This is a genomic window from Pseudomonas sp. HD57-3 (assembly GCF_056113135.1).
On record NZ_CM148568.1, the window covers coordinates 3,196,386 to 3,221,351 of the forward strand.

The 24,966-nt window shown below is 61.6% G+C and carries 18 protein-coding genes; 11 read left to right on the top strand and 7 right to left on the bottom strand.

The features are described 5' to 3' along the window. The first annotated feature begins 99 nt into the window (after positions 1-99). On the top strand, positions 100-1,074 hold the full coding sequence (locus AC0R79_RS14400; RefSeq protein ID WP_064381826.1) for a hypothetical protein: 975 nt from the start codon (positions 100-102) through the stop codon (positions 1,072-1,074). Positions 1,075-1,230: 156 nt separating this feature from the next. Next, complete coding sequence (locus AC0R79_RS14405; RefSeq protein WP_207986093.1) at positions 1,231-1,902, top strand: DUF3313 domain-containing protein; 672 nt, start codon at positions 1,231-1,233, stop codon at positions 1,900-1,902. Between the two features lie 49 nt (positions 1,903-1,951). Here the strand turns inward: AC0R79_RS14405 and AC0R79_RS14410 are convergent, their stop codons facing one another. The 3 genes from AC0R79_RS14410 to AC0R79_RS14420 form a co-directional block, all read right to left on the bottom strand. After that, on the bottom strand, positions 1,952-2,947 hold the full coding sequence (locus AC0R79_RS14410) for a DUF3829 domain-containing protein (protein WP_474735017.1): 996 nt from the start codon (positions 2,945-2,947) through the stop codon (positions 1,952-1,954). Continuing rightward, complete coding sequence (locus AC0R79_RS14415) at positions 2,944-4,590, bottom strand: J domain-containing protein (protein ID WP_474735019.1); 1,647 nt, start codon at positions 4,588-4,590, stop codon at positions 2,944-2,946. The genes AC0R79_RS14410 and AC0R79_RS14415 overlap by 4 nt, the downstream gene beginning before the upstream one ends. Before the next feature lie 149 nt (positions 4,591-4,739). After that, a complete protein-coding gene (locus AC0R79_RS14420; RefSeq protein ID WP_085604104.1) occupies positions 4,740-5,165 on the bottom strand; it encodes a YciI family protein in 426 nt (141 codons plus the stop codon). A gap of 270 nt (positions 5,166-5,435) precedes the next feature. Here AC0R79_RS14420 and tpx point away from each other — a divergent pair, with 270 nt between their 5' ends. From tpx to AC0R79_RS14455, 7 genes are all read left to right on the top strand, one after another. Continuing rightward, positions 5,436-5,936, top strand: a complete 501-nt coding sequence (gene tpx / locus AC0R79_RS14425; RefSeq protein ID WP_011333939.1) for a thiol peroxidase — start codon at positions 5,436-5,438, stop codon at positions 5,934-5,936. 175 nt (positions 5,937-6,111) lie between these two features. Continuing rightward, positions 6,112-7,419 (top strand): MdtA/MuxA family multidrug efflux RND transporter periplasmic adaptor subunit, encoded by a 1,308-nt coding sequence (locus AC0R79_RS14430; protein ID WP_474735021.1) that lies wholly within the window; start codon positions 6,112-6,114, stop codon positions 7,417-7,419. Beyond that, positions 7,416-10,520 (top strand): MdtB/MuxB family multidrug efflux RND transporter permease subunit, encoded by a 3,105-nt coding sequence (locus tag AC0R79_RS14435; RefSeq protein WP_007955054.1) that lies wholly within the window; start codon positions 7,416-7,418, stop codon positions 10,518-10,520. Before AC0R79_RS14430 ends, AC0R79_RS14435 begins: the two co-directional genes overlap by 4 nt. Further along, entirely contained in the window at positions 10,517-13,624 is a 3,108-nt protein-coding gene (locus AC0R79_RS14440; protein WP_007955052.1) for an efflux RND transporter permease subunit, read from the top strand. The genes AC0R79_RS14435 and AC0R79_RS14440 overlap by 4 nt, the downstream gene beginning before the upstream one ends. Further along, positions 13,621-15,090 carry an efflux transporter outer membrane subunit gene (locus AC0R79_RS14445; protein ID WP_375747013.1) on the top strand — a complete coding sequence of 490 codons (1,470 nt, stop codon included), beginning with the start codon at positions 13,621-13,623 and terminating at the stop codon, positions 15,088-15,090. Before AC0R79_RS14440 ends, AC0R79_RS14445 begins: the two co-directional genes overlap by 4 nt. A 338-nt stretch (positions 15,091-15,428) precedes the next feature. Continuing rightward, a complete protein-coding gene (locus AC0R79_RS14450; RefSeq protein ID WP_474735024.1) occupies positions 15,429-17,510 on the top strand; it encodes a putative bifunctional diguanylate cyclase/phosphodiesterase in 2,082 nt (693 codons plus the stop codon). An 85-nt stretch (positions 17,511-17,595) separates the two neighbouring features. Continuing rightward, positions 17,596-18,342, top strand: coding sequence for an SDR family oxidoreductase (locus AC0R79_RS14455; RefSeq protein ID WP_007955033.1), 747 nt, complete (start codon positions 17,596-17,598; stop codon positions 18,340-18,342). Between the two features lie 166 nt (positions 18,343-18,508). On the opposite strand, the gene mapR is transcribed toward AC0R79_RS14455, so the two are convergent. The 3 genes from mapR to AC0R79_RS14470 form a co-directional block, all read right to left on the bottom strand. Further along, entirely contained in the window at positions 18,509-19,918 is a 1,410-nt protein-coding gene (gene mapR, locus AC0R79_RS14460) for a GntR family transcriptional regulator MpaR (RefSeq protein WP_039772397.1), read from the bottom strand. Between the two features lie 132 nt (positions 19,919-20,050). After that, a complete protein-coding gene (ccoG, locus tag AC0R79_RS14465; protein ID WP_433899771.1) occupies positions 20,051-21,481 on the bottom strand; it encodes a cytochrome c oxidase accessory protein CcoG in 1,431 nt (476 codons plus the stop codon). 195 nt (positions 21,482-21,676) lie between these two features. After that, positions 21,677-21,925, bottom strand: a complete 249-nt coding sequence (locus tag AC0R79_RS14470; protein ID WP_007952135.1) for a DUF3203 family protein — start codon at positions 21,923-21,925, stop codon at positions 21,677-21,679. 123 nt (positions 21,926-22,048) lie between these two features. Between AC0R79_RS14470 and AC0R79_RS14475 the strand changes: the two genes are divergently transcribed. Further along, positions 22,049-22,585: an MgtC/SapB family protein gene (locus AC0R79_RS14475; RefSeq protein ID WP_127798000.1), complete on the top strand. Its 537-nt coding sequence runs from the start codon at positions 22,049-22,051 to the stop codon at positions 22,583-22,585. On the opposite strand, the gene AC0R79_RS14480 is transcribed toward AC0R79_RS14475, so the two are convergent. Beyond that, positions 22,586-22,744 carry a hypothetical protein gene (locus tag AC0R79_RS14480; protein ID WP_165369575.1) on the bottom strand — a complete coding sequence of 53 codons (159 nt, stop codon included), beginning with the start codon at positions 22,742-22,744 and terminating at the stop codon, positions 22,586-22,588. A 218-nt stretch (positions 22,745-22,962) separates the two neighbouring features. Here AC0R79_RS14480 and AC0R79_RS14485 point away from each other — a divergent pair, with 218 nt between their 5' ends. Next, positions 22,963-24,960 (top strand): alpha-1,4-glucan--maltose-1-phosphate maltosyltransferase, encoded by a 1,998-nt coding sequence (locus AC0R79_RS14485; protein ID WP_474735027.1) that lies wholly within the window; start codon positions 22,963-22,965, stop codon positions 24,958-24,960. Positions 24,961-24,966 lie beyond the last annotated feature (6 nt).

Consider the following 24,966-nt stretch of genomic DNA (forward strand, 5'->3'; position numbering starts at 1 on the left):
TCGGGGATTTTTCCTTGGGTCGATGGTGGCCTTTTGGTAGAGTCCCCGTCGCCAGCGGGTTTTCGGCTGGACGACGGAACGAAGAAGGGAGTCTGATCAGTGAGTCCGGGCAAAAAAATACTGGGCATCACCGCGTTGCTGCTGATGGTGACGCTGTGGGCCGGTTACATCTATGTGTTCAACGAAAACCGTGGCGGCCAGCTCGGCGGCGTCGGCGAAAGCACCGCCTGGTGCGGCACGCCGCCGAACACCGAAGCGGCGCTGCTGGGCAAGGATCAACTGACCCTGCGCATCACCAACAACCTGCGCGGCGAGTTCATGCTCAGCGGCGCAGTGGTGGTCTCCGAACGCACCTTCAACCGCTATGACCTGGGCCGCAACGAGCTGCGTCTGCGCCTGGAACCGTTGCAGTGGTCGTTTGGCGTCACGCCGATCTTCCTTGAACAGGTGAAGGTCCTGCCCCTGAGCCGCAACCTCGCCTCGACCGACAAGAGCGCTTTCGCCGAACTCGAATCGCGCCCGATCAGCGTTCAGGGCCGGGTCACCGAATTTCCTTTCGACACCTATCGCTACGGCTACAAGCCAGTCCTGTATTACCTCAAGGGCAGCGAGCGCATCGACCTGCGTTTCAAGAACATCACCACGCTGATGGAGATGTCCAACACCTTCACGCCGATTCAGAAATACAACCGCGCCGACTACATCAACGAGAAAAACTCGATGATCCGCGACGAGGATTACAAAGCCTACGGCCCCCACGAATGCGCGTTCAGCGTCGAGCGCAAAGGTTCGTTCAAGGTCGTGGTGCTGTTGATGCTGCTGGTGCTGTGCCTGCCGTTGCTGCTGGTGTTCTACCGCGATGAGCCGGGGATCGACTTCCTTGCCACGCTGGTGGGAATCGGCGTGGTGCGCACGGTGCTGGTGGGGCCGGTGCAGGATTTCCAGCTGTACAACATTGATTTTCTGTTCGGTGCGGCGATTTTGCTGGTGGGCACGGTGTCGCTGATCAAGGCGATGCGGGCGAACAGTCGGCGGGAGATGGCGTTGAGGAGTGGGGAGACTTCGAGCTGGTAGAAGGAAGCCTTGAGCACCTGTGATGGTCCGGACCTTTCAAAGGTCCGGACCCGACGTTGTGCAATGTTGGGATTTCTGATCGCAAACGGCGCGAATTTAGCTATACCTGTAACTCCCCCAATGCAATAAATCCGGCCTTCCGACAGGAGTTACAGCATGAAGCTAGCCGTAATGATGAGCACCCTGTGCATTGCCACGCTGGGCGTGGTGGGCTGCTCCAGCAAAACCGTCGCACCCGACGAGTACTCAGGCTTCCTCAAGGACTACAGCCAGTTGAGGGAGGCCAAATCCCCGTCGGGGGCTGAAGTGATGCGCTGGATTGACCCGAAAATCGACATCGGCAAATTCACCAGCGTCTACGTCGAACCGACCCAGCTCTACCCAAAACCGCAACCCACCGTGAAGATTCCGCAGCAGACCCTCAACGGCATCACCAGTTACTACGATCAGGCGCTCAAGCGTGAGCTGGGAAAATCCCTGCCGCTGGCCTCGGGCCCCGGGCCGGGCGTGATTGTGGTGCGCGCGGCCATCACCGCCGTCAGCAGCAAGACCGAAGGCCTGCACGCCTATGAAGTGATTCCGATTGCCCTGGTCGCCGCAGCGGTCAGCACCGCCAGCGGCATTCGCGATCAGGAAACCACGCTGGCGACCGAAGCGGTGTTCCTCGATGGCGGCACCAACAAGGTGGCGGCGCAGGTGGTGCGCAAGGGCACCGGCAAACCGCTGGAAAACGATTCGCAGGTGATGAAGGCCGATGACGTGAAAAGCGTTATCGATGGCTGGGCGGCGGATCTGCATCAGTCCTACCTCAAGCTCAAGGCCAAGTAAGACCGGCACGCCGGGTCGCCCCTGAGGGCGATCCGGTGTGTGCACTGCGTCAGAAGCTGGCGCGCGCCAGTCGGTTGTAATGGCTGAGCAAACCGTCGTAACGGCGGGTCACGGTGTAGTAGTCCTCGCTCAAACGCTGGGGCTGTGCGTGGTTCTGCCAGTCGGTGTGCAGCGTGTTCAACGCTTCGAGATAGTCTTGCCCCGGCTCGCCGATGCGCAACCACAGATCCCGTGCACCATCGGTCTTGTTCTGGAATCCACCCGTGCGCGGTGCGAGCCAGGGTTCGCGACGGTTCCACGCCTGTTGCAGTTTGGCGGTAGTGTCGGCCAGCAATTTCGGCGTCAGGGTGCGGTTTTTCATCGCTTCGTCGAGCACATCGACGGTCTCCCGCGCCTGAATCATGTAAGCCAGCAAGTCCCAGTGAATGTCCCTGCCCAGACGCGCTTCGATCAGCTTGAGCTGTTCGGGACGTTGCGCAGCGTCGAGCGGCAGCAGGCTTTGCCGCAGAGCCGTCGAGGCGCCGATGTACTCCTGTGAAACGCGCTCGATCGCCGCCAGTTCTCCAGGGGAGGGCTGTTGCGACCCCGAAGTGAAGCTCGCTTCTCGGTAAAACCGCGTGGGTGCAATGGTGGTCGTGACGTGATTCAGCGCCCGGACGTACTCGTTCGCCTGTCGCGCCAGTTCAGGCTGCCACGCCAGAAGATCGAGTTTTTCCGTGAGGCCCTGACCGCAGACATCGCGCTGAATGTCGCGCACATTGAACGCGTCACTGTCGTCGAAATCCTTGAGGCTCTTCAACCAGCGCTGGTCGCGGGGCAAGGGCGGTTGAGGGTTCTTGTAGCGGTCATAGGCCACTCGCCATTGCACATCGATCCGGTTGACGCAGGCGATCACCGGGCTCAGGGCATTGGCCTGGGCGGTGATCGGTGCATCGCGCCCGTCCAGCCAGAGATCGAGTTGCAGGAAAGGGCGGGTCGCACTGGTCAGCGCCATCACCACCAGCGCGAAGAAAATACCGACGCAAAACATCACTCTGGTGCTCATGGGCGCGCCTCCTTGCCGTACCACTGTTCAACGGTGGCCGGTGCGCTGCATTCGGCGGTGGTGGCCGGCAAGCGGCTGCACAGGCGTTCGGTCCAGGGTTGCAGACCCTGATTGCGATTGACCGTGCCTTGGCTGGCGACCACTTTGAATACGCCGAGCACGAGGGCCAGCACCAGAATTCCGAGGATCGTCACGCCGACTTTCACGGCAGGTCGGCTTTCTTCCCAGGACACCCGGGGCCTGGACTGCCAGCGCCGCACCAGTCCGAAGGTCGTCAGGGTCGCGGCGTACACCCCGCCGGCAATCGGGCCGAAAAACCAGCCGAGCCCGGCCACCATCAACGCGCCGGGCACCAGGTCACGCAGCACGCCGAACGGCGGCGAGTCTTTGAAAACTCCGGGGCAAAGAGCAGCGCTGAGCCGGTCATCCAGCCGCCATACGCGATGAGCGACGTTGTGCACCAGCCAATTGAGCCCGGCCACGATCACGCCGAACACCACGGTCGAAATCATGACGATATTGATCAGCCCGCTGAGGCGCACGCCCAACGGAATGTAATGGGTGAACGCACCGATCAGGCAGGCCAGCACCACGCCCACATACGTCGGCCAGTCATTGAAGCTCAGTTCCCAGTCACGCCAGAAAAACGCCGTGCCGCCGGGCATCTGCGCGCAGACCTTGGGGTGATTGGCGTACAGCTCGGAACTCAACTTGCGGCACTGCGCCCAGTCTTCTTCGCGCAGGCGTCGGGCCAGTGCGCGGCGGGCGCTGAACGAGCCGGTGCCCAGCAGCAGGCGAGCGGCGCGGTGTTCGGGGGTGGCCGGCGGTTCCAGGGCGAGCTGTTGCTGGCGGGCCACAAAGAACGGCGCATTCTGGCGAGCCAGCAGGCGTTGCCATTCGCCGTCAGGGCAGGGATTTCCGGTGCAGCCGTGCCAGCCCTGACCGGTGCGCACCCGTTCGAAAATCTCGGGAGACCAGACCGGCGCATCCAGCAGCAAATGGCTCAGGGCACGGTTGAACCATTGCCGATGTTGTTCAATCGCCAGCCAGTTGAAATCCGCGCAGCGGGCGTAGGCCTGGAGAAATCCGTCGACGTCTTCCCGTTCGAGCGCATCACGCATTGGTTGCGCAATGCGCGCGCGTTGTTGATCCAGTAACAGGTCGATCGATATCTCGTCCAGCTCGAGGCGTTGCCAGGCGCTGAACCAGAAGAAGGTCGGGATGGCCCAGTCCACCAGCGTCTGCGAAGTCTCAGGGTGTTCAATGCAATGATGCAGCACCGTGTCTTCGAAGAAATGCGCACAACCCTGTTCGAGGGTGACGGCATGACGATGATTCAGCTCTTCAACGCTGAGCCCGTCCAGCGAACGGGTCGCCAGTTGCAGGGCATCGACCTCGACCACGGTGAGGCCGGTCAGGTCCCAGGATTCTTCAATACCCTGTTCCTGTTCTTCGTCCTGATTCTGCTCGTGATACTGCTGCCATTCCTTGTACGCCAGCGCCTGCTCATAGGCATCGCGCAGTCGTTGGAAGCCCTCGGGGTCGTCGTCGGGACGGGTCTGTTTGAGCAGGACGGCATATTGGCGTTTGATCGTGCGCACATCGGCGTCGGCCGACAGGCCAAGGACGGTCCAGCAACTCATTGCGATGACAACTCCATAAAAACCGCGACGCGATCCAGTGGTGGCATTCTGATGCTGCGCACCCTACCTGTTTCGCGTCGAAAAGTCCTCGTGTCTCGCTCAGTCGTCATCGGCCATGCAGAAAATGCTCACGCTCCCGATTCGGGGCCTCAGTGTTTTTTGGCTTGTTCGCGGATGCGTTCTTCCTGCTCACGCAGTTCCGGGGTGAACTCGGCGCCGAAATCTTCCGGGCTGAACACCTGGCGAATCTCGATTTCCGACTCAGTGCCCGGCATGGGATTCGGGCAGCGCTTGACCCACTCGATGGCTTCCTCTTTCGACTTCACGTCCCAGATCCAGTAGCCGGCGATCAACTCTTTGGTTTCGGCGAAGGGGCCGTCGATCACGCTGCGATTTTCACCGCTGAAACGCACACGGGCGCCTTTGCTGCTGGGGTGCAGGCCGTCGGCGGACACCAGGATGCCGGCCTTGGCCAGTTGTTCGTTGTAGTTGCCCATGTCGGTCAGCAATTGCTCGCTGGGCATCACGCCGGCTTCGGAGTCGTGGCTGGCTTTGACAATGATCATGAAGCGCATGGTGTTTCTCCGCAGGTGAGTGAGGGATTCATGGCTTAGTCGAACGGCTGAGGTCTGGATCGACAGGTTGTTAAAGAAAAGACGCAGACTTGCGTTTTAACAAGCATCACCCTCTTTGAGGGCGGGGATGTGGGGCTACTGGAGAATGTGTATCCAGTTTTGCGTGCCAGCACATGACAATTTCGGTTCAGGCATAGGTCGTCGGACAATTTCGTGGTTAACTTCCGCCTCTTGCATGCTTTCCCAACAACGTTAAGAAGGACTCCGTTCATGGCTCAAGTCACTCTCAAAGGCAACCCGGTTCAAGTCAACGGCCAACTGCCACAAGCCGGTTCCAAGGCGCCAGCCTTTTCCCTGGTAGCCGGCAATCTGTCCGACGTCACCCTGAAAGACTTCGCCGGCAAGCGCAAAGTGCTGAACATCTTCCCAAGCGTCGACACCCCGACCTGCGCCACCTCCGTGCGCAAGTTCAACGCTCAGGCCAACGACATCAGCAACACCGTGGTGCTGTGCATCTCGGCTGACCTGCCGTTCGCCCAGGCGCGTTTCTGCGGCGCCGAAGGCCTGGAAAACGTACAAAACCTGTCGACCCTGCGCGGCACCGAGTTCCTCGAGAACTACGGCGTGGCCATCGCTGACGGCCCGCTGAAAGGCCTGACCGCCCGTGCGGTGGTTGTACTGGACGAAAACGACAACGTCCTGCACAGCGAACTGGTCAAGGAAATTGCCGAAGAGCCTAACTACGAAGCGGCACTGTCCGTTCTGAAATAAGCGCTTTTACAATTGTTAACGGCCTGGCTCTGTCCAGGCCGTTTTCATTTGTGTATCAGTGTTTTGCCTCACACCTTGAAACGTAAGTGGAAGGTAAATTGCCGGTAAAGCTGCTTTGCTAAATCCCGGCCAGTGCTTATCGTTCAGCCTCCCGTAAAAGAAGCCCACGCGCCCAATGGTTAATCACTCCATGCAATCGTCTTCCCGAAACTCCCGTCGCTGGCTGCTGAGCCTGCTTGTCCTGCTGGTCATTGCCGGTCTGTGCTGGAAATTCTGGCCCGCCGGTTCGGCCCACAAGGAGGGCGGCGAGAAGGCGCAGGCCGGCCATACCGGCCGTTCGGGGATGATGCGTCCGGGCTTCGGCGGGGCGGCGGGGCCGATTCCGGTGCGCGTGGCGCCGGCAGTTACTGGGGACTTCCCGCTGTACTACAAAGCCCTGGGCACGGTGACGGCGCTCAACACCATCAATGTGCGCAGTCGGGTCGGTGGCGAACTGGTGAAGATCTGGTTCGATGAAGGGCAAATGGTCAAGGCCGGCGACCTGCTGGCGGAGATCGACCCGCGTCCGTACCAGAACGCCTTGCTCCAGGCTGAAGGCACCTTGCTGCAGAATCAGGCGCAGCTGAAGAACGCCCAGGTCGATGTCGAGCGCTATCGCGGCCTGTACAAGGAAGACAGCATCGCCAAGCAGACCCTGGACACCGCCGAAGCGCTGGTCGGCCAATACCTCGGCACCGTGAAAACCAATCAGGCGGCGGTCAACGACGCCAAGCTCAATCTCGAATTCACCAAGATCCGCGCACCGATTGCCGGTCGCGTCGGCCTGCGTCAGCTCGACGTTGGCAACCTCGTAGCGGCCAACGACACCACGTTCCTCGCAGTCATCACCCAGACCCAGCCGATCAGCGTCGCCTTCACCTTGCCGGAAAACAGCCTGGAAACCGTACTCGCCCGCTACCGCAGCGGCGCCAAACTGCCGGCCGAGGCTTGGGATCGTGGCGACACCAAACTGCAAGCCACCGGTGTACTGCAAAGCCTCGACAACCAGATCGACGTGACCACCGGCACCCTGAAATTCAAGGCGCGCTACGAGAACCGCGATCAGTCGCTGTTCCCCAACCAGTTCGTCAACGTTCATTTGCTGGCTGACACCCTGAAAGGTGTGGTGCTGGCTCCGTCGGCCGCCATTCAGTTCGGCACCAACGGCACCTTTGTCTACGCGCTGGACGGCGACAAGAAAGTTACCATCCGCCAATTGAAGATCGGCGCCAGCGATGGTGAAAACACCGTGATCACCGAAGGCCTGGCCGCCGGCGATCGGGTGGTGCTGGAAGGCACTGACCGTCTGAAGGAAGGCAGCGAAGTGGAAGTGGTCAACGACAGCAAGGATGTGCCGACCACCCCGACCGAACACCTACAAGGCAAGTCCGCCGCCACCGCGCCTGACGCCGCCGTCACTGACAAGGCCAAGAAGGGCGCATGAACATTTCGCGTCTGTTCATCCTCCGTCCGGTCGCCACCACGCTGAGCATGCTGGCCATCGTTCTGGCCGGTCTGATCGCCTATCGCCTGCTGCCGGTCTCGGCCTTGCCGCAGGTGGATTACCCGACCATCCGGGTCATGACCCTTTATCCGGGCGCCAGTCCGGACGTGATGACCAGCGCCGTCACCGCGCCGCTGGAACGTCAGTTCGGGCAGATGCCGGGCCTCACGCAAATGGCCTCGACCAGTTCCGGCGGCGCGTCGGTGCTGACCCTGCGTTTCAGCCTCGACATCAACATGGACGTCGCCGAACAGCAAGTGCAGGCCGCGATCAACGCCGCGACCAACCTGTTGCCGACCGACTTGCCGGCGCCGCCGGTGTACAACAAGGTCAACCCGGCGGACACCCCGGTGCTGACCCTGGCCATCACCTCGAAAACCATGCTGTTGCCCAAACTCAATGATCTGGTCGATACGCGCATGGCGCAGAAGATCGCCCAGATCAGCGGCGTTGGCATGGTCAGCATTGCCGGCGGCCAGCGTCAGGCGGTGCGGATCAAGGTCAACCCCGAGGCGCTCGCGGCCAACGGCCTGAACCTGTCGGACGTGCGCACACTGATCAGTGCGTCCAACGTCAACCAGCCCAAGGGTAACTTCGACGGCCCGACTCGGGTGTCGATGCTCGACGCCAACGACCAGCTGACCTCGCCCAAGGATTACGCCAACCTGATCCTGGCCTACGCCAACGGCGCGCCGCTGCGGCTCAAGGATGTCGCACAGATCGTCGACGGCGCCGAGAACGAGCGTCTGGCGGCGTGGGCCAATCAGAATCAGGCTGTTCTGCTGAACATCCAGCGTCAGCCGGGCGCCAACGTGATCGAAGTGGTCGACCGGATCAAGGCGCTGCTGCCGAGCATCACTGACAACCTGCCGGCCGGTCTCGATGTGGTCGTGCTGACCGACCGCACCCAGACCATCCGTGCCTCGGTCACCGACGTGCAGCATGAATTGCTGATCGCCATCGCGCTGGTGGTGATGGTGACGTTCCTGTTCCTGCGGCGCGCCAGTGCGACGATCATTCCGTCGGTGGCCGTGCCGCTGTCGCTGATCGGCACGTTCGGCGTGATGTACCTCGCCGGATTCTCGGTCAACAACCTGACGCTGATGGCACTGACCATCGCCACCGGTTTCGTGGTCGACGATGCGATCGTGATGCTGGAAAACATCGCGCGCTTCATCGAGGAGGGCGACAGCCCGATGCAGGCTGCGCTCAAGGGTGCGAAGCAGATTGGCTTCACCCTGATTTCCCTGACCCTGTCTCTGATCGCGGTACTGATTCCGCTGCTGTTCATGGCCGACGTCGTGGGGCGGTTGTTCCGCGAATTCGCCATCACTCTGGCAGTGGCGATCCTGATTTCTCTGGTGGTCTCGCTGACCCTGACGCCGATGATGTGTGCGCGGCTGCTCAAGCGTGAGCCGGAAGCACATGAACAGGGCCGTTTCTACCGTGCCAGCGGTGCGTTCATCGACTGGATGATCGCCGCTTACGGCCGCAAGTTGCAGTGGGTGCTCAAGCACCAGCCGCTGACCCTGCTAGTGGCCATCGGCACCTTGGCCCTGACCGTGTTCCTTTATATGGTGGTGCCCAAGGGCTTCTTCCCGGTGCAGGACACCGGGGTGATCCAGGGCATTTCCGAAGCGCCGCAGTCGATTTCCTTCGCGGCGATGGGCGAGCGTCAGCAGGCGCTGGCCAAGGTGATTCTGGAAGATCCGGCGGTCGAAAGCCTGTCGTCCTACATCGGTGTCGACGGTGACAACGCCACGCTCAATAGCGGCCGGCTGCTGATCAACCTCAAACCCCATGGCCAGCGTGATCTGACGGCGACCGAAGTGATTGCCCGCCTGCAACCGCAACTGGACAAGCTTGTTGGCATCCGTCTGTTCATGCAGCCGGTGCAAGATTTGACCATCGAAGACCGCGTCAGCCGTACGCAGTACCAGTTCAGCATGTCCTCGCCGGATTCCGAATTGCTCAGCCTGTGGAGCGGCCGTCTGGTCGAGGCCCTGGCTCAGCGTCCGGAGCTGACCGACGTCGCCAGCGACTTGCAGGACAAGGGATTGCAGGTGTTCCTGGTGATCGACCGCGACGCCGCTTCACGGCTGGGCGTGTCGGTCTCGAACATCACCGATGCGCTGTACGACGCGTTCGGCCAGCGGCAGATCTCGACCATCTACACCCAGGCCAGCCAGTACCGCGTGGTGCTGCAGGCTCAGGCCGGGGAGAAGATCGGTCCGCAGGCGCTGGATCAGATTCACGTCAAGACCACCGATGGCGGGCAGGTGCGGTTGTCGAGTCTGGCCCACGTCGAGGAACGTCAGGCGCAACTGGCGATCACCCACATCGGCCAGTTCCCGGCGGTGATGATGTCGTTCAACCTCGCACCCGGCGTGGCGCTGGGGCATGCGGTGGACATCATCGAGCAGGTGCAGAAGGACATCGGCATGCCGATCGGCGTGCAGACCCAGTTCCAGGGCGCGGCCGAAGCGTTTCAGGCGTCGCTCTCGAGCACCTTGCTGCTGATTCTGGCGGCGGTGGTGACCATGTACATCGTGCTCGGCGTGCTTTACGAGAGCTACATTCACCCGATCACCATCCTGTCGACCTTGCCGTCGGCGGCGGTGGGGGCCTTGCTGGCGTTGCTGCTCAGTGGCAATGACCTGGGCATGATCGCGATCATCGGCATCATTCTGCTGATCGGTATTGTTAAGAAAAACGCGATCATGATGATCGACTTCGCCCTCGACGCCGAACGCACTCAGGGCATGGCGCCGGAGCAGGCGATCTATCAGGCGGCGCTGTTGCGTTTCCGGCCGATTCTGATGACCACGCTCGCTGCGCTGTTCGGTGCGGTACCGCTGATGCTGGCTACCGGTTCCGGCGCTGAATTGCGTCAACCGTTGGGTCTGGTGATGGTCGGCGGGTTGCTGGTGAGTCAGGTGCTGACGCTGTTCACCACGCCGGTGATCTACCTGTACTTCGATCGTCTCGGCCGGCGCTGGGGCCGCGCTCCTTCGGCCGTGGAGCCGGTGGAACAGCCATGAACCTGTCCGGTCCTTTCATCAAGCGCCCGGTGGCGACCATGCTCCTGAGCCTGGCGATCATGCTGCTGGGCGGTGTGAGCTTCGGTCTGCTGCCGGTGTCGCCGCTGCCGCAAATGGACTTCCCGGTGATCGTGGTGCAGGCGAGCCTGCCCGGCGCCAGTCCGGAAGTCATGGCGTCCACCGTGGCCACGCCGCTGGAGCGCTCGTTCGGCGCCATCGCCGGCGTCAACACCATGAGCAGCCGTTCCAGCCAGGGCTCGACCCGGGTGATTCTGCAATTCGACCTCGACCGCGACATCAACGGCGCGGCGCGGGAAGTGCAGGCGGCGATCAACGCTTCGCGCAACCTGCTGCCGAGCGGGATGCGCAGCATGCCGACCTACAAGAAGGTCAACCCGTCGCAGGCACCGATCATGGTGCTGTCGCTGACTTCGGATGTGCTGGAAAAAGGCCAGCTCTATGACCTGGCGTCGACCATTCTGTCCCAGAGCCTGTCCCAGGTGCAGGGCGTCGGCGAAGTGCAGATCGGCGGCAGCTCGTTGCCGGCGGTGCGCATCGAACTCGAACCCCAGGCGCTGAACCAGTACGGCGTGGCCCTCGACGATGTGCGCAAGACCATCGCCGAAGCCAACGTGCGCCGGCCCAAGGGTTCGGTCGAGGACGACCAGCGTCTGTGGCAGATCCAGGCCAACGACCAGTTGGAGAAAGCCAAGGACTACGAATCGCTGATCATCCACTACAACGGCGGCGCAGCCTTGCGCCTGAAAGACGTGGCCAAGGTCAGCGACGGCGTGGAGGACCGCTACAACAGCGGTTTCTTCAACGACGACGCGGCGGTGCTGCTGGTGATCAACCGCCAGGCCGGCGCCAACATCATCGAGACGGTCAACGAGATCAAGGCGCAGTTGCCGGCGTTGCAGGCGGTGCTGCCGGCCAGTGTCAAACTAAACCTGGCCATGGATCGTTCGCCGGTGATCAAGGCCACCCTGCACGAAGCGGAAATGACCCTGCTGATCGCCGTGGCGCTGGTGATTCTGGTGGTGTTCCTGTTCCTCGGTAACTTCCGCGCGTCCCTGATTCCGACGCTGGCGGTGCCGGTCTCGCTGGTCGGCACCTTTGCGGTGATGTACCTCTACGGATTCTCGCTGAACAACCTGTCGCTGATGGCGCTGATTCTCGCCACCGGGCTGGTGGTGGACGACGCCATCGTGGTGCTGGAAAACATTTCCCGGCACATAGACGAAGGTGTCAAACCGATGAAGGCCGCGTACCTCGGGGCCAAGGAAGTCGGTTTCACCTTGCTGTCGATGAACGTCTCGCTGGTGGCGGTGTTCCTGTCGATCCTGTTCATGGGCGGGATCATCGAAAGCCTGTTCCGCGAGTTCTCCATCACCCTGGCCGCTGCCATCGTGGTGTCGCTGGTGGTTTCCCTGACGCTGACCCCGATGCTCTGCGCCCGCTGGCTCAAACCTCATACACCGGGCGAGGAAAACCGCCTGCAACGCTGGAGCCGCCGCACCAACGACTGGATGGTCGGCAAGTACGCCACCAGCCTCGACTGGGTGTTGCGCCACCGTCGCCTGACGTTGCTGAGCCTGATCATCACCGTCGGGGTAAACGTCGCTCTCTATGTGGTGGTGCCGAAAACCTTCATGCCGCAGCAGGACACCGGCCAGTTGATCGGTTTTGTGCGCGGTGACGACGGTCTGTCGTTCAGCGTGATGCAGCCGAAAATGGAAGTCTTCCGCCGCGCCGTGCTCAAGGACGAAGCGGTGGAGAGTGTGGCCGGGTTCATCGGTGGCACCAACGGCACCAACAACGCTTTCATGCTGGTACGCCTGAAACCGATCAAGGAGCGCAACCTGTCGGCGCAGAAAGTCATCGAGCGCCTGCGCAAGGAAATGCCCAAGGTGGCCGGTGCGCAGTTGATGCTGATGGCCGACCAGGATCTGCAATTCGGTGGTGGTCGCGAGCAGACCACTTCGCAATACAGCTACATCCTGCAAAGTGGCGATCTGGGCGCCTTGCGCGAGTGGTACCCGAAAGTGGTCACCGCGCTGCGGGCCTTGCCCGAGCTGACCGCGATCGACGCCCGCGAAGGGGCGGGTGCGCAACAGGTGACACTGATCGTCGACCGCGATCAGGCCAAGCGCCTGGGCGTGGATATGGAAATGGTCACGGCGGTGCTCAACAACGCCTACAGCCAGCGGCAGATCTCCACGATCTACGACAGCCTCAACCAGTATCAGGTGGTGATGGAGGTCAATCCGAAATACGCCCAGGATCCGGTGACGCTCAAGCAGGTTCAGGTGATTACCGCGGACGGTGCGCGGATTCCGCTGTCGACCTTCGCTCATTATGAAAACAGCCTGGAAGACGACCGGGTCAGCCACGAAGGCCAGTTCGCCTCCGAGAGCATTTCCTTCGACATGGCCGAAGGTGTGACGGTGGAGCAGGGCAGCGCCGCCATCGAGCGGGCGATTGCCAGGCTCGGCCTGCCGGAAGACGTGATCGTGAAAATGGCCGGCACCGCCGATGCGTTCGCCGCCACCCAGAAGAGCCAGCCGTTCATGATTCTTGGTGCGCTGCTGGCGGTGTATCTGGTGCTGGGCGTGCTGTATGAAAGCTACATTCACCCGCTGACGATCCTGTCGACGCTGCCGTCGGCCGGGGTCGGCGCGTTGCTGTCGATCTACGTGCTGGGCGGCGAGTTCAGCCTGATCTCGCTGCTCGGGCTGTTCCTGCTGATTGGCGTGGTGAAGAAGAACGCGATCCTGATGATCGACCTGGCGCTGCAACTTGAACGTCATCAAGGCATGGCGCCGCTGGAATCGATCCGCAGCGCCTGTCTGCAACGCTTGCGGCCGATCCTGATGACCACGCTGGCGGCGATCCTTGGCGCCTTGCCGTTACTGCTGAGCCGGGCCGAAGGCGCGGAAATGCGCCAGCCGCTGGGCCTGACCATCATCGGCGGGCTGGTTTTCAGCCAGGTGCTGACCCTTTACACCACGCCTGTGGTTTACCTCTATCTCGACAAGCTGCGCCATCGTTTCAACAAATGGCGTGGCGTGCGCACCGATGCCGCTCTGGAAACTCCGCTATGACTGACCGTTCGCTTATCAATCTGGCTACCGTTCGCGGCTCGCGTCTGCTGAGCCTGTCGCTGTGCGTGGCGATGCTCAGTGCCTGCGCCGTCGGCCCGGACTACCAGCGCCCGCAGACCGCCGAAATCGCCCAGTACAAGGAAGCCGAAGGCTGGCGTCAGGCCAACCCGAGCGATTCCCTGGCACGCGGCGCCTGGTGGGAGCTGTATGGCGACCGCCAGCTCAACGAGCTGATCGAGAAACTCAACAGTTCCAACCAGACCGTCGCCCAGTCCGAAGCCCAGTACCGTCAGGCCCAGGCCTTGGTGCGCAGCGCGCGCGGGGCGTTTTATCCGAGCGTTGATCTGAGCGCTGGCAAGACCCGCTCCAGTCAGGGCACCGGTAGCAGCAGTTCAAGCCTGAGCAGTTCCTCCAGCGGTATTCGTGACACTTACAACGCGCAGTTGGGCGTGAGTTGGGAGGCGGATGTCTGGGGCAAGTTGCGCCGTGGCCTGGAAGCCAATGAAGCGAGCGCCCAGGCGAGCTACGCCGATCTGGCGGCGATGCGTCTGAGCCAGCAGTCCGAGCTGGTGCAGAACTACCTGCAATTGCGGGTGATCGATCAGCAGAAACGTTTGCTCGAATCGACAGTGGCGGCTTACGAGCGCTCGCTGAAAATGACCATGAATCAGTACAACGCCGGGGTTTCCGGGCGGGATGCGGTAGCGCAGGCGCAGACCCAGCTGAAAACCACCCAGGGCGATCTGGTGGACCTGATCTGGCAACGGGCGCAGTTCGAAAACGCCATCGCGGTGCTGACTGGTCAGCCGCCTGCCGAATTCAACATTGCCGAAACCCAGGACATTCCCAAGCTGCCGCAGATCCCGCTGAGCCTGCCATCACAGTTGCTGGAACGCCGCCCGGACATCGCCTCGGCGGAGCGTTCGGTGATTGCCGCCAACGCCAACATCGGCGTGGCCAAGGCTGCGTACTACCCGGATTTCAGCCTGAGCATGAGCGGCGGCTACAGCAGCAGTACCTCGCAGAACCTGATCAGCCTGCCGAACCGCTTCTGGTCGGTGGGGCCGAAAATGACCCTGCCGCTGTTCGACGGCGGCATCCGCTCGGCCGAAGTCGACCGCACCGAAGCGGTGTACGACCAGACCGTGGCCAAATACCGCCAGACCGTGCTCGATGGCTTCCGCGAAGTGGAAAACTATCTGGTGCAGTTGAAGGTGTACGAAGACGAAGCGGCGGTGCGCCAGGAAGCGCTCGATGCGGCACGGGATTCGTTGCGTCTGACCGAGAACCAGTACAAGGCCGGGGTGATTGCTTATCTGGATGTGGTGGTGGTGCAGGCGACGGCGCTGAGTAATGAGCGCACCGTGCTCAACATCCTGCAGAGTCGACTGATTGCCAGCGTGCAATTGATTACGGCGCTTGGTGGTGGTTGGGATGGGCAGTTGGAAACCACTGATAACCGCTAGCCTCATTGAACGTTCCCACGCCGGTCGTTCTCACGTTGATCGTTCCCACGCTCCGCGTGGGAATGCAGCCCGGGACGCTCCGCGTCCCTTCCACGGCAGGACGCAGAGCGTCCGTTGAGGCGTTCCCACGCAGAGCGTGGGAACGATCTGCCGGCGAGGCGGACGAGCTTCTCAAGACCCTGAATTAGAGCCCTGTCAGACGATCAAACAAGCGTTTCATCGGGTTGATGGCCATTTGATTACTTTGTCAGTGCGTTCTTCTGTGCAATCAGTACAATCGGCGCATTTGGCCCCGCTGAGAACGGACGCAGTACGGCGGGGTGGTCACGAGAATTCTCATGCTCATCGGTAGCTATTCCTTCACGCTGGTTTTCATTTCGCTGTGTGTGGCGATCCTCGCTTCCTACACCGCGCTCGATCTCACCGGGCGCATTGCCACTGCCAAGGGCCGCGCCGTGCATTTATGGACGGCCGGCGGGGCGTTTGCCATGGGCATCGGCGTCTGGTCGATGCACTTCATTGGCATGCTGGCGTTCAAGCTGCCGATCAGCCTCGGTTACGACATTTCAATCACGGCGCTCTCATTGCTGATCGCCGTGCTGTCCTGCGGTTTTGCGCTGTGGCTGGTCAGCCAGCCGAAACTGCCGGCCTGGCAACTGGCCTTTGGCGCGCTGATCATGGGCGCCGGCATCAGCGCCATGCACTACACCGGCATGGCCGCGATGCGCATGCAGCCGGGCATCGACTACGATCCGACACTGTTCGGCGCCTCCTTGTTGATCGCTGTGGGCGCTTCGGCGGCAGCGTTATGGATCGCCTTCCGATTGCGTCAGCAGTCGCCTTACGTTCGGCTTTTCCGTGCCGGGGCGGCGATTGTCATGGGCGTGGCGATTGTCGGCATGCACTACACCGGCATGGCGGCAGCGCGGTTTCCCGAGGGCAGTTTCTGTGGCGCGGCACTGAGCGGCCTGAACGGTAATGGCCTCGACAATCTAGTGCTGATCACCACGCTGGCGGTGCTGGCCATCGCGCTGCTGACCTCGATTCTCGACGCGCGCCTCGAAGCCCGCACGGCGGATCTGGCCCATTCGTTGACCGTGGCCAACCGCGAACTGACTCAACTGGCTTTGCACGACACCCTGACCGGCCTGCCGAACCGCATGCTGCTGGACGACCGGATCAATCAGGCGATGAAAAAGGTCAACGAGCAGGGCGGTTGTTTTGCGCTGATGTTCATCGATCTGGACGGCTTCAAGCCAGTCAACGACGCCTTCGGTCACCACATGGGCGACCAGTTGCTGCGCGAAGTGGGGATACGCCTGCGTGAAGATTTGCGCAGTCTCGACACGCTGGCGCGGATCGGCGGCGATGAGTTTGTCCTGCTGGTGCGCCTGACCGAGCCCAACGATGCATTGAGCCTGGCGGCGCGTCAGGTCGGCCTGATCGCGCAGTCGTTCCGGGTCGCCGAACATGAGCTGCAGATTTCCGCCAGCGTCGGCATCGCCCTGTACCCGGGCAACGGCCAGAGCGCCCAGGAACTGCTGATGAACGCCGACGCCGCGATGTACCACGCCAAGGGCGGCGGCAAAAACGGCTACAGCTTCTTCGACGCCTCGATGAACAGCAACGCGCGCAAGCAACTGCAATTGTTGCAGGACTTGCGCGCGGCGCTGGAACACGGCGAGTTCAGCCTGCATTACCAACCCAAATTCCATGCGGCCGACGGTCGCCCGGTCGGTGCCGAGGCGCTGTTGCGCTGGGAACACCCGACCCACGGCATGCTGATGCCGGACAAGTTCATCGATCTGGCGGAGAAGACCGGGCTGATCATTCCGATCGGCGAATGGGTGCTCAACGAAGCCTGCCGGCAGATGCGCGAATGGTACGTGCTGGGTTACACCGACTGGCGGATCGCGGTGAACCTGTCGGCGTTGCAGTTCTGCCATTCAGGACTGGTGCGCAGCGTGGCCAAGGCGCTGGCCACCCACCATCTGCCGGCCAACAGCCTGACCCTGGAAATCACCGAAACCACCGCCATGAGCGACGCCGATGCGAGCATGACGGTGTTGCAGGAGCTGTCCGACATGGGCGTCGACCTGTCTATCGACGACTTCGGCACCGGTTACTCGAGCCTGATGTACCTCAAGCGTCTGCCGGCCAACGAGCTGAAGATCGACCGCGGTTTCGTCCGCGATCTGGAACACGACAGCGATGACGCGGCCATCGTCTCGGCGATCGTGGCCCTCGGTCAGGCGCTGGGGCTGCGCATCGTGGCTGAAGGTGTGGAGACCGATTCGCAGCAGGATTTCCTCACGCAACTGGGCTGCGATTCGCTGCAAGGTTATCTGCTCGGTCACCCGATGCCGGCGGATCGCTTCCTGCAGAACATCGTGCGCGGCAAACCATTGGCGGTGAACTGAGTCACTAATCGCAGGTCATGCAAAACCCTGCAATGACGGTTATTCTTGCCCCGACTGTTACGTGTGCATCGGGGGAAAGGCCAGCATGGATAAAGTCATTGTGATCACCGGCGGCGGTCGTGGAATCGGCGCCGCCACTGCGTTGTTGGCTGCCGAGCAAGGCTACCGGATCTGCATCAATTACCAGACGGACGAACAGGCCGCTCACCACGTGCTCGATCAGGTGCGTGAACGCGGCGCCACGGCCATTGCGGTCCGTGCCGATGTCAGTATCGAAGACGAAGTGATCGCGCTGTTCAATCGGGTCGACAGCGAACTGGGCCGGGTCACCGCCCTGGTCAACAACGCCGGCACCGTGGGACAGAAATCCCGGGTCGACGAAATGTCCGAATTCCGCATCCTCAAAATCATGAAAACCAACGTACTGGCGCCGATCCTTTGCGCCAAGCACGCAATCCTGCGCATGTCGCCAAAACATGGCGGGCAGGGTGGCAGCATCGTCAACGTCTCCTCGGTTGCTGCGCGGCTGGGCTCGCCCAATGAGTACGTCGATTACGCAGCGTCCAAAGGCGCGCTGGATACGTTCACCATCGGCCTGTCCAAGGAAGTGGCGGGCGAGGGGATTCGGGTGAATGCGGTGCGTCCGGGTTACATCTATACCGACTTCCACGCGTTAAGCGGCGACCCGGACCGGGTCAGCAAGCTGGAGTCGGCAATCCCGATGGCCCGGGGCGGGCGGCCGGATGAGGTGGCAGAGGCGATTGTGTGGTTGCTGTCGGACAAGGCTTCGTATGCGACGGGGACTTTCGTCGATCTTGGTGGCGGCCGTTAAACCTCTATGATCGTTCCCACGCTCCGCGTGGGAATGCAGCCCGGGACGCTCCGCGTCCCTTCCAAAGCTGGAACGCGGAGCGTCCCTTGAGGCATTCCCACGCGGAGCGTGGGAACGATCATCGTCTAGGCGTTGAACTGGTTGTGTGGGAACGATCAGCGGTCTTTCAGAACGACCGCACAATCCGCCCCAACGTCTCCATTGCTTTCTCCGCGTCCTCGGTCCACGGGCTGCCGTAGTTCAATCGAATGCAATTCCTGAATCGCTGTGTCGGCGAAAAAATCGGCCCCGGCGCAATGCTGATCCCCTGCGCCAACGCCATCTGAAACAACTTCAACGAGTCCATCTGCGGTGGCAGTTCCAGCCACAGGAAGTAGCCGCCCGCCGGTTGGCTCACGCGCGTCTGCGCCGGGAAGTAGCGGGCGATGGCGGCGAGCATGGCGCTTTGCTGTTCTTCGAGGGCGTAGCGCAGTTTGCGCAGGTGACGGTCGTAGCCGCCGTGTTGCAGGTAGTCGGCGATGGCTGCTTGCGCGGGCATTGAGGCGCACAGCGAGGTCATCAGTTTCAGTCGTTCGATCTTTTGCGCGTAGCGGCCGGCGGCGACCCAGCCGATGCGGTAGCCAGGGGCCAGGCTTTTGGCGAACGAGCCGCAGTGCATCACCAGACCTTCGGTGTCGAAGGCCTTGGCCGGCTTCGGCGCTTGCTGACCGTAATAGAGCTCGGCGTAGACGTCGTCTTCGATCAGCGGCACCTGATGCTGTTTCAGCAGTTCCACCAGTTCCTGTTTCTTGGCCTCGGGCATGGTCGCGCCCATCGGGTTCTGGAAACTGGTCATGCACCAGCAGGCCTTGATCGGGTGCCGCTCGAGTGTCTGGGCGAGTACGCCGAGGTCGATGCCGTCGCGCGGGTGCACGGGAATTTCCACGGCTTTGAGCTTCAAGCGTTCGAGCACTTGCAGGCTGGCGTAAAACGCCGGGGCTTCGATGGCCACCAGATCGCCGGGTTCGGTGACCGCTTGCAGGCACAAGTTCAGCGCTTCGAGGGCGCCGTTGGTGATCAGCAGTTCTTCCATCGGCAGCATCAGCCCGCCGACCATGTAGCGCAGCGCGATCTGCCGCCGCAGTTGCGGATTGCCCGGCGACATGTCGGTGACCACCATGCGCGGGTCCATTTCCCGGGCGGCGCTGGCCAGTGAACGGGACAGGCGTTGCAGCGGGAACAGGGTCGGGCTGGGGAACGCCGAGCCGAACGGCACGGTGCTCGGGTCCTTGATCGACTCGAGCACAGAGAACACCAGTTCGCTGACGTCGACCTTGGTGGACTCGTTGACCTGGCTGCTGATCACCGGCTCCGAAAACGGGCTCGGGGCGTGGGTGTTGACGAAGTAGCCGGAACGCGGACGGGCGCGGATCAGGCCTCGGCGTTCCAGCAGGTAATAGGCCTGGAATACCGTGGACGGGCTGACGCCGTAAGTCTGGCTTGCGTAGCGCACCGACGGCACCCGCTGACCGGGGCCGAGGACGCCGGAGCGGATCAGTTCAGCGATGTCGTCGGCGAATTTTTCGTAGCGTTTCATCTTGGGTCCGGATTGATTTCATTCTGAAAGACCGTTTCGCCTTCATTCGCGAGCAAGCTCGCTCCCACAGTTGACCGCATTCCCCTGTGGGAGTGAGCTTGCTCGCGAATGGCTGCGCCGCAGTCTAAGGGATCAGCGATTCATCGGCGCAACAAACCGGCTCTTCGCCACGCTATAAATCTCTGGCTCATCACTGTCGGCAATCTTGAAGCTCAAGGTCTGCGAGCTGCTGGCCGGGCGTTCCGTGGTCATCGCCACCGACACCGGCACATCGACGATCTCGCCAGGTGCCAGGCTCAGTTCGGTCTTGCCTTGCAGCTGGAAACCTTCACCATCGACCAACGTCAGGTTGTAGTCCTGGCGCTGCTGGGTCTTGTTGATGACCTTGAGGGTGTAGATGTTTTCGATCTGGCCCTGACCGTTTTCACGGAACAGGCCACGGTCCTTGGTCACGTCCAGCGACACCATCGGTCGCTCGACCAACGCGAGGGCGAGGGCGCCGATCATCACCACCAGCACCGCGACGTAGCCAATCAATCTCGGGCGCAGCAGATGCGTCTTGCCGCCCTGCAACTCACGCTCGGAGGTATAGCGAATCAGGCCTCGGGCGTAATTCATCTTGTCCATGATCGAGTCGCAGGCGTCGATGCACGCCGCGCAGCCGATACACTCCATTTGCAGGCCGTCGCGGATGTCGATGCCGGTCGGGCAGACCTGCACGCACAACTGGCAGTCGATGCAATCGCCGAGTCCGGCTTCGGCCGGTTTCACCTCGCGTTTGCGCGGGCCACGGTTTTCGCCACGGGCCACGTCGTAGGAAATCGCCAGCGTGTCTTTGTCGAACATTACGCTCTGGAACCGCGCATAAGGGCACATGTGCATGCACACCGCTTCGCGCAGCCAACCGGCATTGATGTAGGTGGCGGCGGTGAAAAACAGCACCCAGAACAGGCTGACGCCACCGATCTGCAAGGTCAGCAGTTCTTCGGCCAGCGGCCGGATCGGGGTGAAATAGCCGACGAAGGTCAGCCCGGTCAGCACGCTGATCGCCAGCCACAGCGTATGCTTGGCCGCACGCCGTGCCAGTTTGTTCAGGCTCCACGGCGCCGCTTGCAGCTTGATCCGCTGATTACGCTCGCCTTCGGTGATCTTCTCGCACCACATGAAGATCCACGTCCACGAACTCTGCGGGCAGGTGTAGCCACACCAGACCCGGCCGGCGAACACGGTAATCGCGAACAGGCCGAACGCGGCGATGATCAGCAGCGCCGACAGCAGAATGAAATCCTGCGGCCAGAAGGTCGCGCCAAAGATGTGGAACTTGCTTTCGGAAAGGTCCCAGAGCACCGCCTGACGCCCGCCCCAGTTCAGCCACACCGTGCCGAAAAACAACAGGAACAGAAACCCCGCGCCGCTCATACGCAAGGTGCGGAACAGGCCGGTGAAGCTGCGGGTGAAAATCTGGTTGTCGCTGGTGGCGTGTTTCGCCTTCATTGGGCGCGCCGGTACTTTTTTTATCTGGGGAGATGCTTCTACGGTTCGGACGGGGATTCGTTCGCTCATGGTCGTTCGCTCATCAGCCTCCATCAGGCCAGGGAACTATGAGCGCCGATCTGTTTGCATAACAGACTCAGGTATTTCAATAAAAAGCGTATCAGATGAGTTTTAAAGCAATGCCTGCGACAACTTGAAGCAGCCCGCAGGCCAAGGCGCAGATGCCTATCCCAGACGCCTGCGCCGCTTGTTGATCGAGGTCAGTCAAATCACCGAATCACTGTCGTCGGCCTTCAGGTGTTTGCGTCCATCCCGGGCGCCTGCGACGGTCAATGCATCAGCTTCCGCTTCGGTGACGTAGATGCGCCGTCCTTCCACTTCGACGAACGACATGGCTTTTTCGCTATCTGTCCTGACTTCCAGCGTGTCGCAGATCCGAATCTCTTCACCATTTTCCACGGTGAAAAAACAGACTTTCGATTCCGGATTGCTTTCATCGATACGAAGGGGCATTGGGCTGTCCTTTTTCACAGGGGATCTGAACAGTTAGGGTGCGCGATTTAGCAGATCGTTCTACGCAACCGATTAATGGTCGCCGCTGTCCACCTTCTATAACCCCTTCACAAGGACTGCACGATGAACGCCTGGTGGCATGAAGTGTGGGAAACCCTGCAAGCCGAATTCGCGGACATCGGCGATGCATCGCAGCTGACGCGGATCACCGTGCGCCTGCTGATGGCAGCGATATTGGGCGGGATTCTCGGGTTCGAGCGTGAACACAAAGGCAAGGCCGCCGGGGTGCGAACGCACATGCTGGTGGCGCTCGGCGCGGCGTTGTTCGTGCTGGTACCGCAATTGTCCGGTTCCCAGGCCGACGCGATGAGCCGGGTGGTGCAGGGGGTGATTGCCGGGATCGGTTTTCTCGGCGCCGGCACCATCCTGAAAAATCACGAAGGTGACGAAGGCCACGTCAAGGGCCTGACCACCGCCGCCGGTTTATGGATGACCGCCGCCATCGGCGTCGCGGCCGGTCTGGGACGCGAAGCGACGGCGGTGCTCAGTACGTTGTTGGCGTTGGGGATTTTCAGCGTGATGCCGAGGATCGTCAGAGTCTTCGAAAACGATCATCTGGATAAGGATCGCATCGAGAAGGACCACAACGACCCACGCTGATCAGACAATCACCGGCGGCATGGTCGTCGGCGGTTCCTCCTTGGGTGGTGGCGTGGTGCCAGGCGGTTCCTGCTCAGGGATCGGCTGCGGCTCGGTCTCGGGCAGCGTCGGTTTATCGATGTTCGGATCGGGTGTTTCAGCGGGAATCGGAATAGTCATCGGTTGAACCTCCGTGTGGCACTTGGCGTGGGAAGTGCTTAAGTGGGTTGACCACTTCACTGCGAAATCGATCCGATTTTGTGGCGGGGCAAATCCCTGTGAACTTTTCCCGGCAACGGTCGCTCGGAAACTGAGAGAGTTCATCGCCGGGCGCAGGCCCGGTCGTGACCGCCAAACAGGCAAACGAGCGTCCTTGGGGCGTTAAGGAGAGATGCTCAATGACTGCTGAAAAACCCTCCGAACTGAGCTACAACCCGCACATGCCGTTGTCGCAGGCCTTGCTGCTGCCGCGCATCGTCATCGAAAACACCGCACCGACCCTCGACGGCGGACAGTTTGCCGTCAAGGCAATTGCCGGCCGGGAAATAGTGGTCACCAGCAAGGTGTTCGCCGACGGTCACGACAAGCTGGCGGTGCGCATCCGCTGGCGCGAAGAGGGCGATGAGACCTGGCAGACCGAAGTCATGAGCGATCAGGGCAACAACGGCTGGCGCGGGGTGTTTCAGCCGCAGCGCATGGGCCGCTATCTGTTCCTGATCGAGGCGTGGATCGACCAGTTCGCCAGTTTTCAGTACGAACTGGAGAAAAAGCACACCGCCGCCGTCCCGGTCAGCCTCGAGCTGCAAGAGGGGCGCACCATGGTGCAACAGGCCGCCGAGCGCAGCGAAGGTCAGCTCAGCGAACAACTGGCCGGCTTGCACCACGAATTGTCCGGCCTGCTCGAAACCGAGCAGGTCGCGTTGTTTCTGCACTCGCGCAGTGCGCAACTGATGGCCGAAGCCGATCACCGCGCCTACCTGAGCCTCAGCCCGGAATTCCCGGTGGACGTCGAGCGCGAACTGGCGGAATTCGCCAGTTGGTACGAACTGTTTCCCCGCTCGATCACCGACGATCCCGCCCGCCACGGCACTTTCAATGACGTGCACTCGCGCCTGCCGATGATTCAGGACATGGGTTTTGACGTGTTGTACTTCACGCCGATCCACCCGATTGGCCGCAGCCATCGCAAGGGCCGCAACAATTCCCTGACCGCCGGCCCGGATGATCCCGGCAGCCCATATGCGATCGGCAGCGAGGAGGGCGGCCACGAAGCGATTCACTCGCAACTTGGCACCCGCGATGACTTCCGCCGGCTGGTGGCTGCTGCCGCTGACCATGGTCTGGAAATCGCCCTCGACTTCGCGATCCAGTGTTCCCAGGATCACCCGTGGCTCAAGCAGCATCCTGGCTGGTTCAACTGGCGGCCGGACGGCACGATCAAATACGCGGAGAACCCGCCGAAGAAATACCAGGACATCGTCAACGTCGACTTCTATGCGCCGGAAGCGATTCCGAGCCTGTGGGTCGAGCTGCGCGACATCGTGGTCGGTTGGGTGCAGGAGGGCGTGAAGATCTTTCGCGTCGACAACCCGCACACCAAGCCGCTGCCGTTCTGGCAATGGCTGATCGCCGATGTGCGCACGCTTTACCCGGAAGTGATCTTCCTCGCCGAAGCGTTTACCACCCCGGCGATGATGGCGCGGCTGGGCAAGGTCGGTTACACCCAGAGCTACACCTATTTCACCTGGCGCAACACCAAGGCTGAACTGGCGACTTACTTCAGCGAACTCAATGAATCGCCGTGGCGCGAGTGCTACCGGCCGAATTTCTTCGTCAACACCCCGGACATCAACCCGGCGTTCCTGCATGAATCGGGGCGTCCCGGATTTCTCATCCGCGCGGCGCTGGCGACCATGGGCTCGGGCCTGTGGGGCATGTATTCGGGGTTCGAACTGTGCGAATCGGCGCCGGTGCCGGGCAAGGAGGAATACCTCGATTCCGAGAAGTACGAGATCCGCGTCCGCGACTTCAACCAGCCCGGCAACATCATTGCCGAGATCGCCCAGCTCAACCGCATCCGCCGCCAGAACTCGGCGCTGCACAGCCATCTGGGCCTGAAGATCTACAACGCCTGGAACGACAACATTCTGTATTTCGGCAAGCGCAGTGCGGACGGCAGCAACTTCATTCTGGTGGCCGTCAGCCTCGATCCGCATAACGTGCAGGAGGCGAATTTCGAGCTGCCGCTGTGGGAAATGGGCCTGCCGGACGATGCCACCACCCACGGCGAAGACCTGATGAACGGCCATCGCTGGGACTGGCACGGCAAGTACCAGTTCATGCGGATCGACCCGGCTTATCAGCCGTTCGGGATCTGGCGCATTACTTCCCCTTGATCGTTC

Bases quoted from the DNA above. Each gene is read 5' to 3' on its own strand.
- AC0R79_RS14480 (WP_165369575.1), bottom strand. From the start codon at position 22,744: ATGACTATTCCGATTCCCGCTGAAACACCCGATCCGAACATCGATAAA.
- AC0R79_RS14475 (WP_127798000.1), top strand. From the start codon at position 22,049: ATGAACGCCTGGTGGCATGAAGTGTGGGAAACCCTGCAAGCCGAATTC.
- tpx (WP_011333939.1), top strand. From the start codon at position 5,436: ATGGCTCAAGTCACTCTCAAAGGCAACCCGGTTCAAGTCAACGGCCAA.
- AC0R79_RS14415 (WP_474735019.1), bottom strand. From the start codon at position 4,590: ATGAGTTGCTGGACCGTCCTTGGCCTGTCGGCCGACGCCGATGTGCGC.
- AC0R79_RS14445 (WP_375747013.1), top strand. From the start codon at position 13,621: ATGACTGACCGTTCGCTTATCAATCTGGCTACCGTTCGCGGCTCGCGT.
- AC0R79_RS14420 (WP_085604104.1), bottom strand. From the start codon at position 5,165: ATGCGCTTCATGATCATTGTCAAAGCCAGCCACGACTCCGAAGCCGGC.
- AC0R79_RS14470 (WP_007952135.1), bottom strand. From the start codon at position 21,925: ATGCCCCTTCGTATCGATGAAAGCAATCCGGAATCGAAAGTCTGTTTT.
- mapR (WP_039772397.1), bottom strand. From the start codon at position 19,918: ATGAAACGCTACGAAAAATTCGCCGACGACATCGCTGAACTGATCCGC.
- AC0R79_RS14435 (WP_007955054.1), top strand. From the start codon at position 7,416: ATGAACATTTCGCGTCTGTTCATCCTCCGTCCGGTCGCCACCACGCTG.
- AC0R79_RS14440 (WP_007955052.1), top strand. From the start codon at position 10,517: ATGAACCTGTCCGGTCCTTTCATCAAGCGCCCGGTGGCGACCATGCTC.
- AC0R79_RS14455 (WP_007955033.1), top strand. From the start codon at position 17,596: ATGGATAAAGTCATTGTGATCACCGGCGGCGGTCGTGGAATCGGCGCC.
- AC0R79_RS14410 (WP_474735017.1), bottom strand. From the start codon at position 2,947: ATGAGCACCAGAGTGATGTTTTGCGTCGGTATTTTCTTCGCGCTGGTG.
- AC0R79_RS14450 (WP_474735024.1), top strand. From the start codon at position 15,429: ATGCTCATCGGTAGCTATTCCTTCACGCTGGTTTTCATTTCGCTGTGT.
- AC0R79_RS14430 (WP_474735021.1), top strand. From the start codon at position 6,112: ATGGTTAATCACTCCATGCAATCGTCTTCCCGAAACTCCCGTCGCTGG.
- AC0R79_RS14405 (WP_207986093.1), top strand. From the start codon at position 1,231: ATGAAGCTAGCCGTAATGATGAGCACCCTGTGCATTGCCACGCTGGGC.
- ccoG (WP_433899771.1), bottom strand. From the start codon at position 21,481: ATGAGCGAACGAATCCCCGTCCGAACCGTAGAAGCATCTCCCCAGATA.
- AC0R79_RS14485 (WP_474735027.1), top strand. From the start codon at position 22,963: ATGACTGCTGAAAAACCCTCCGAACTGAGCTACAACCCGCACATGCCG.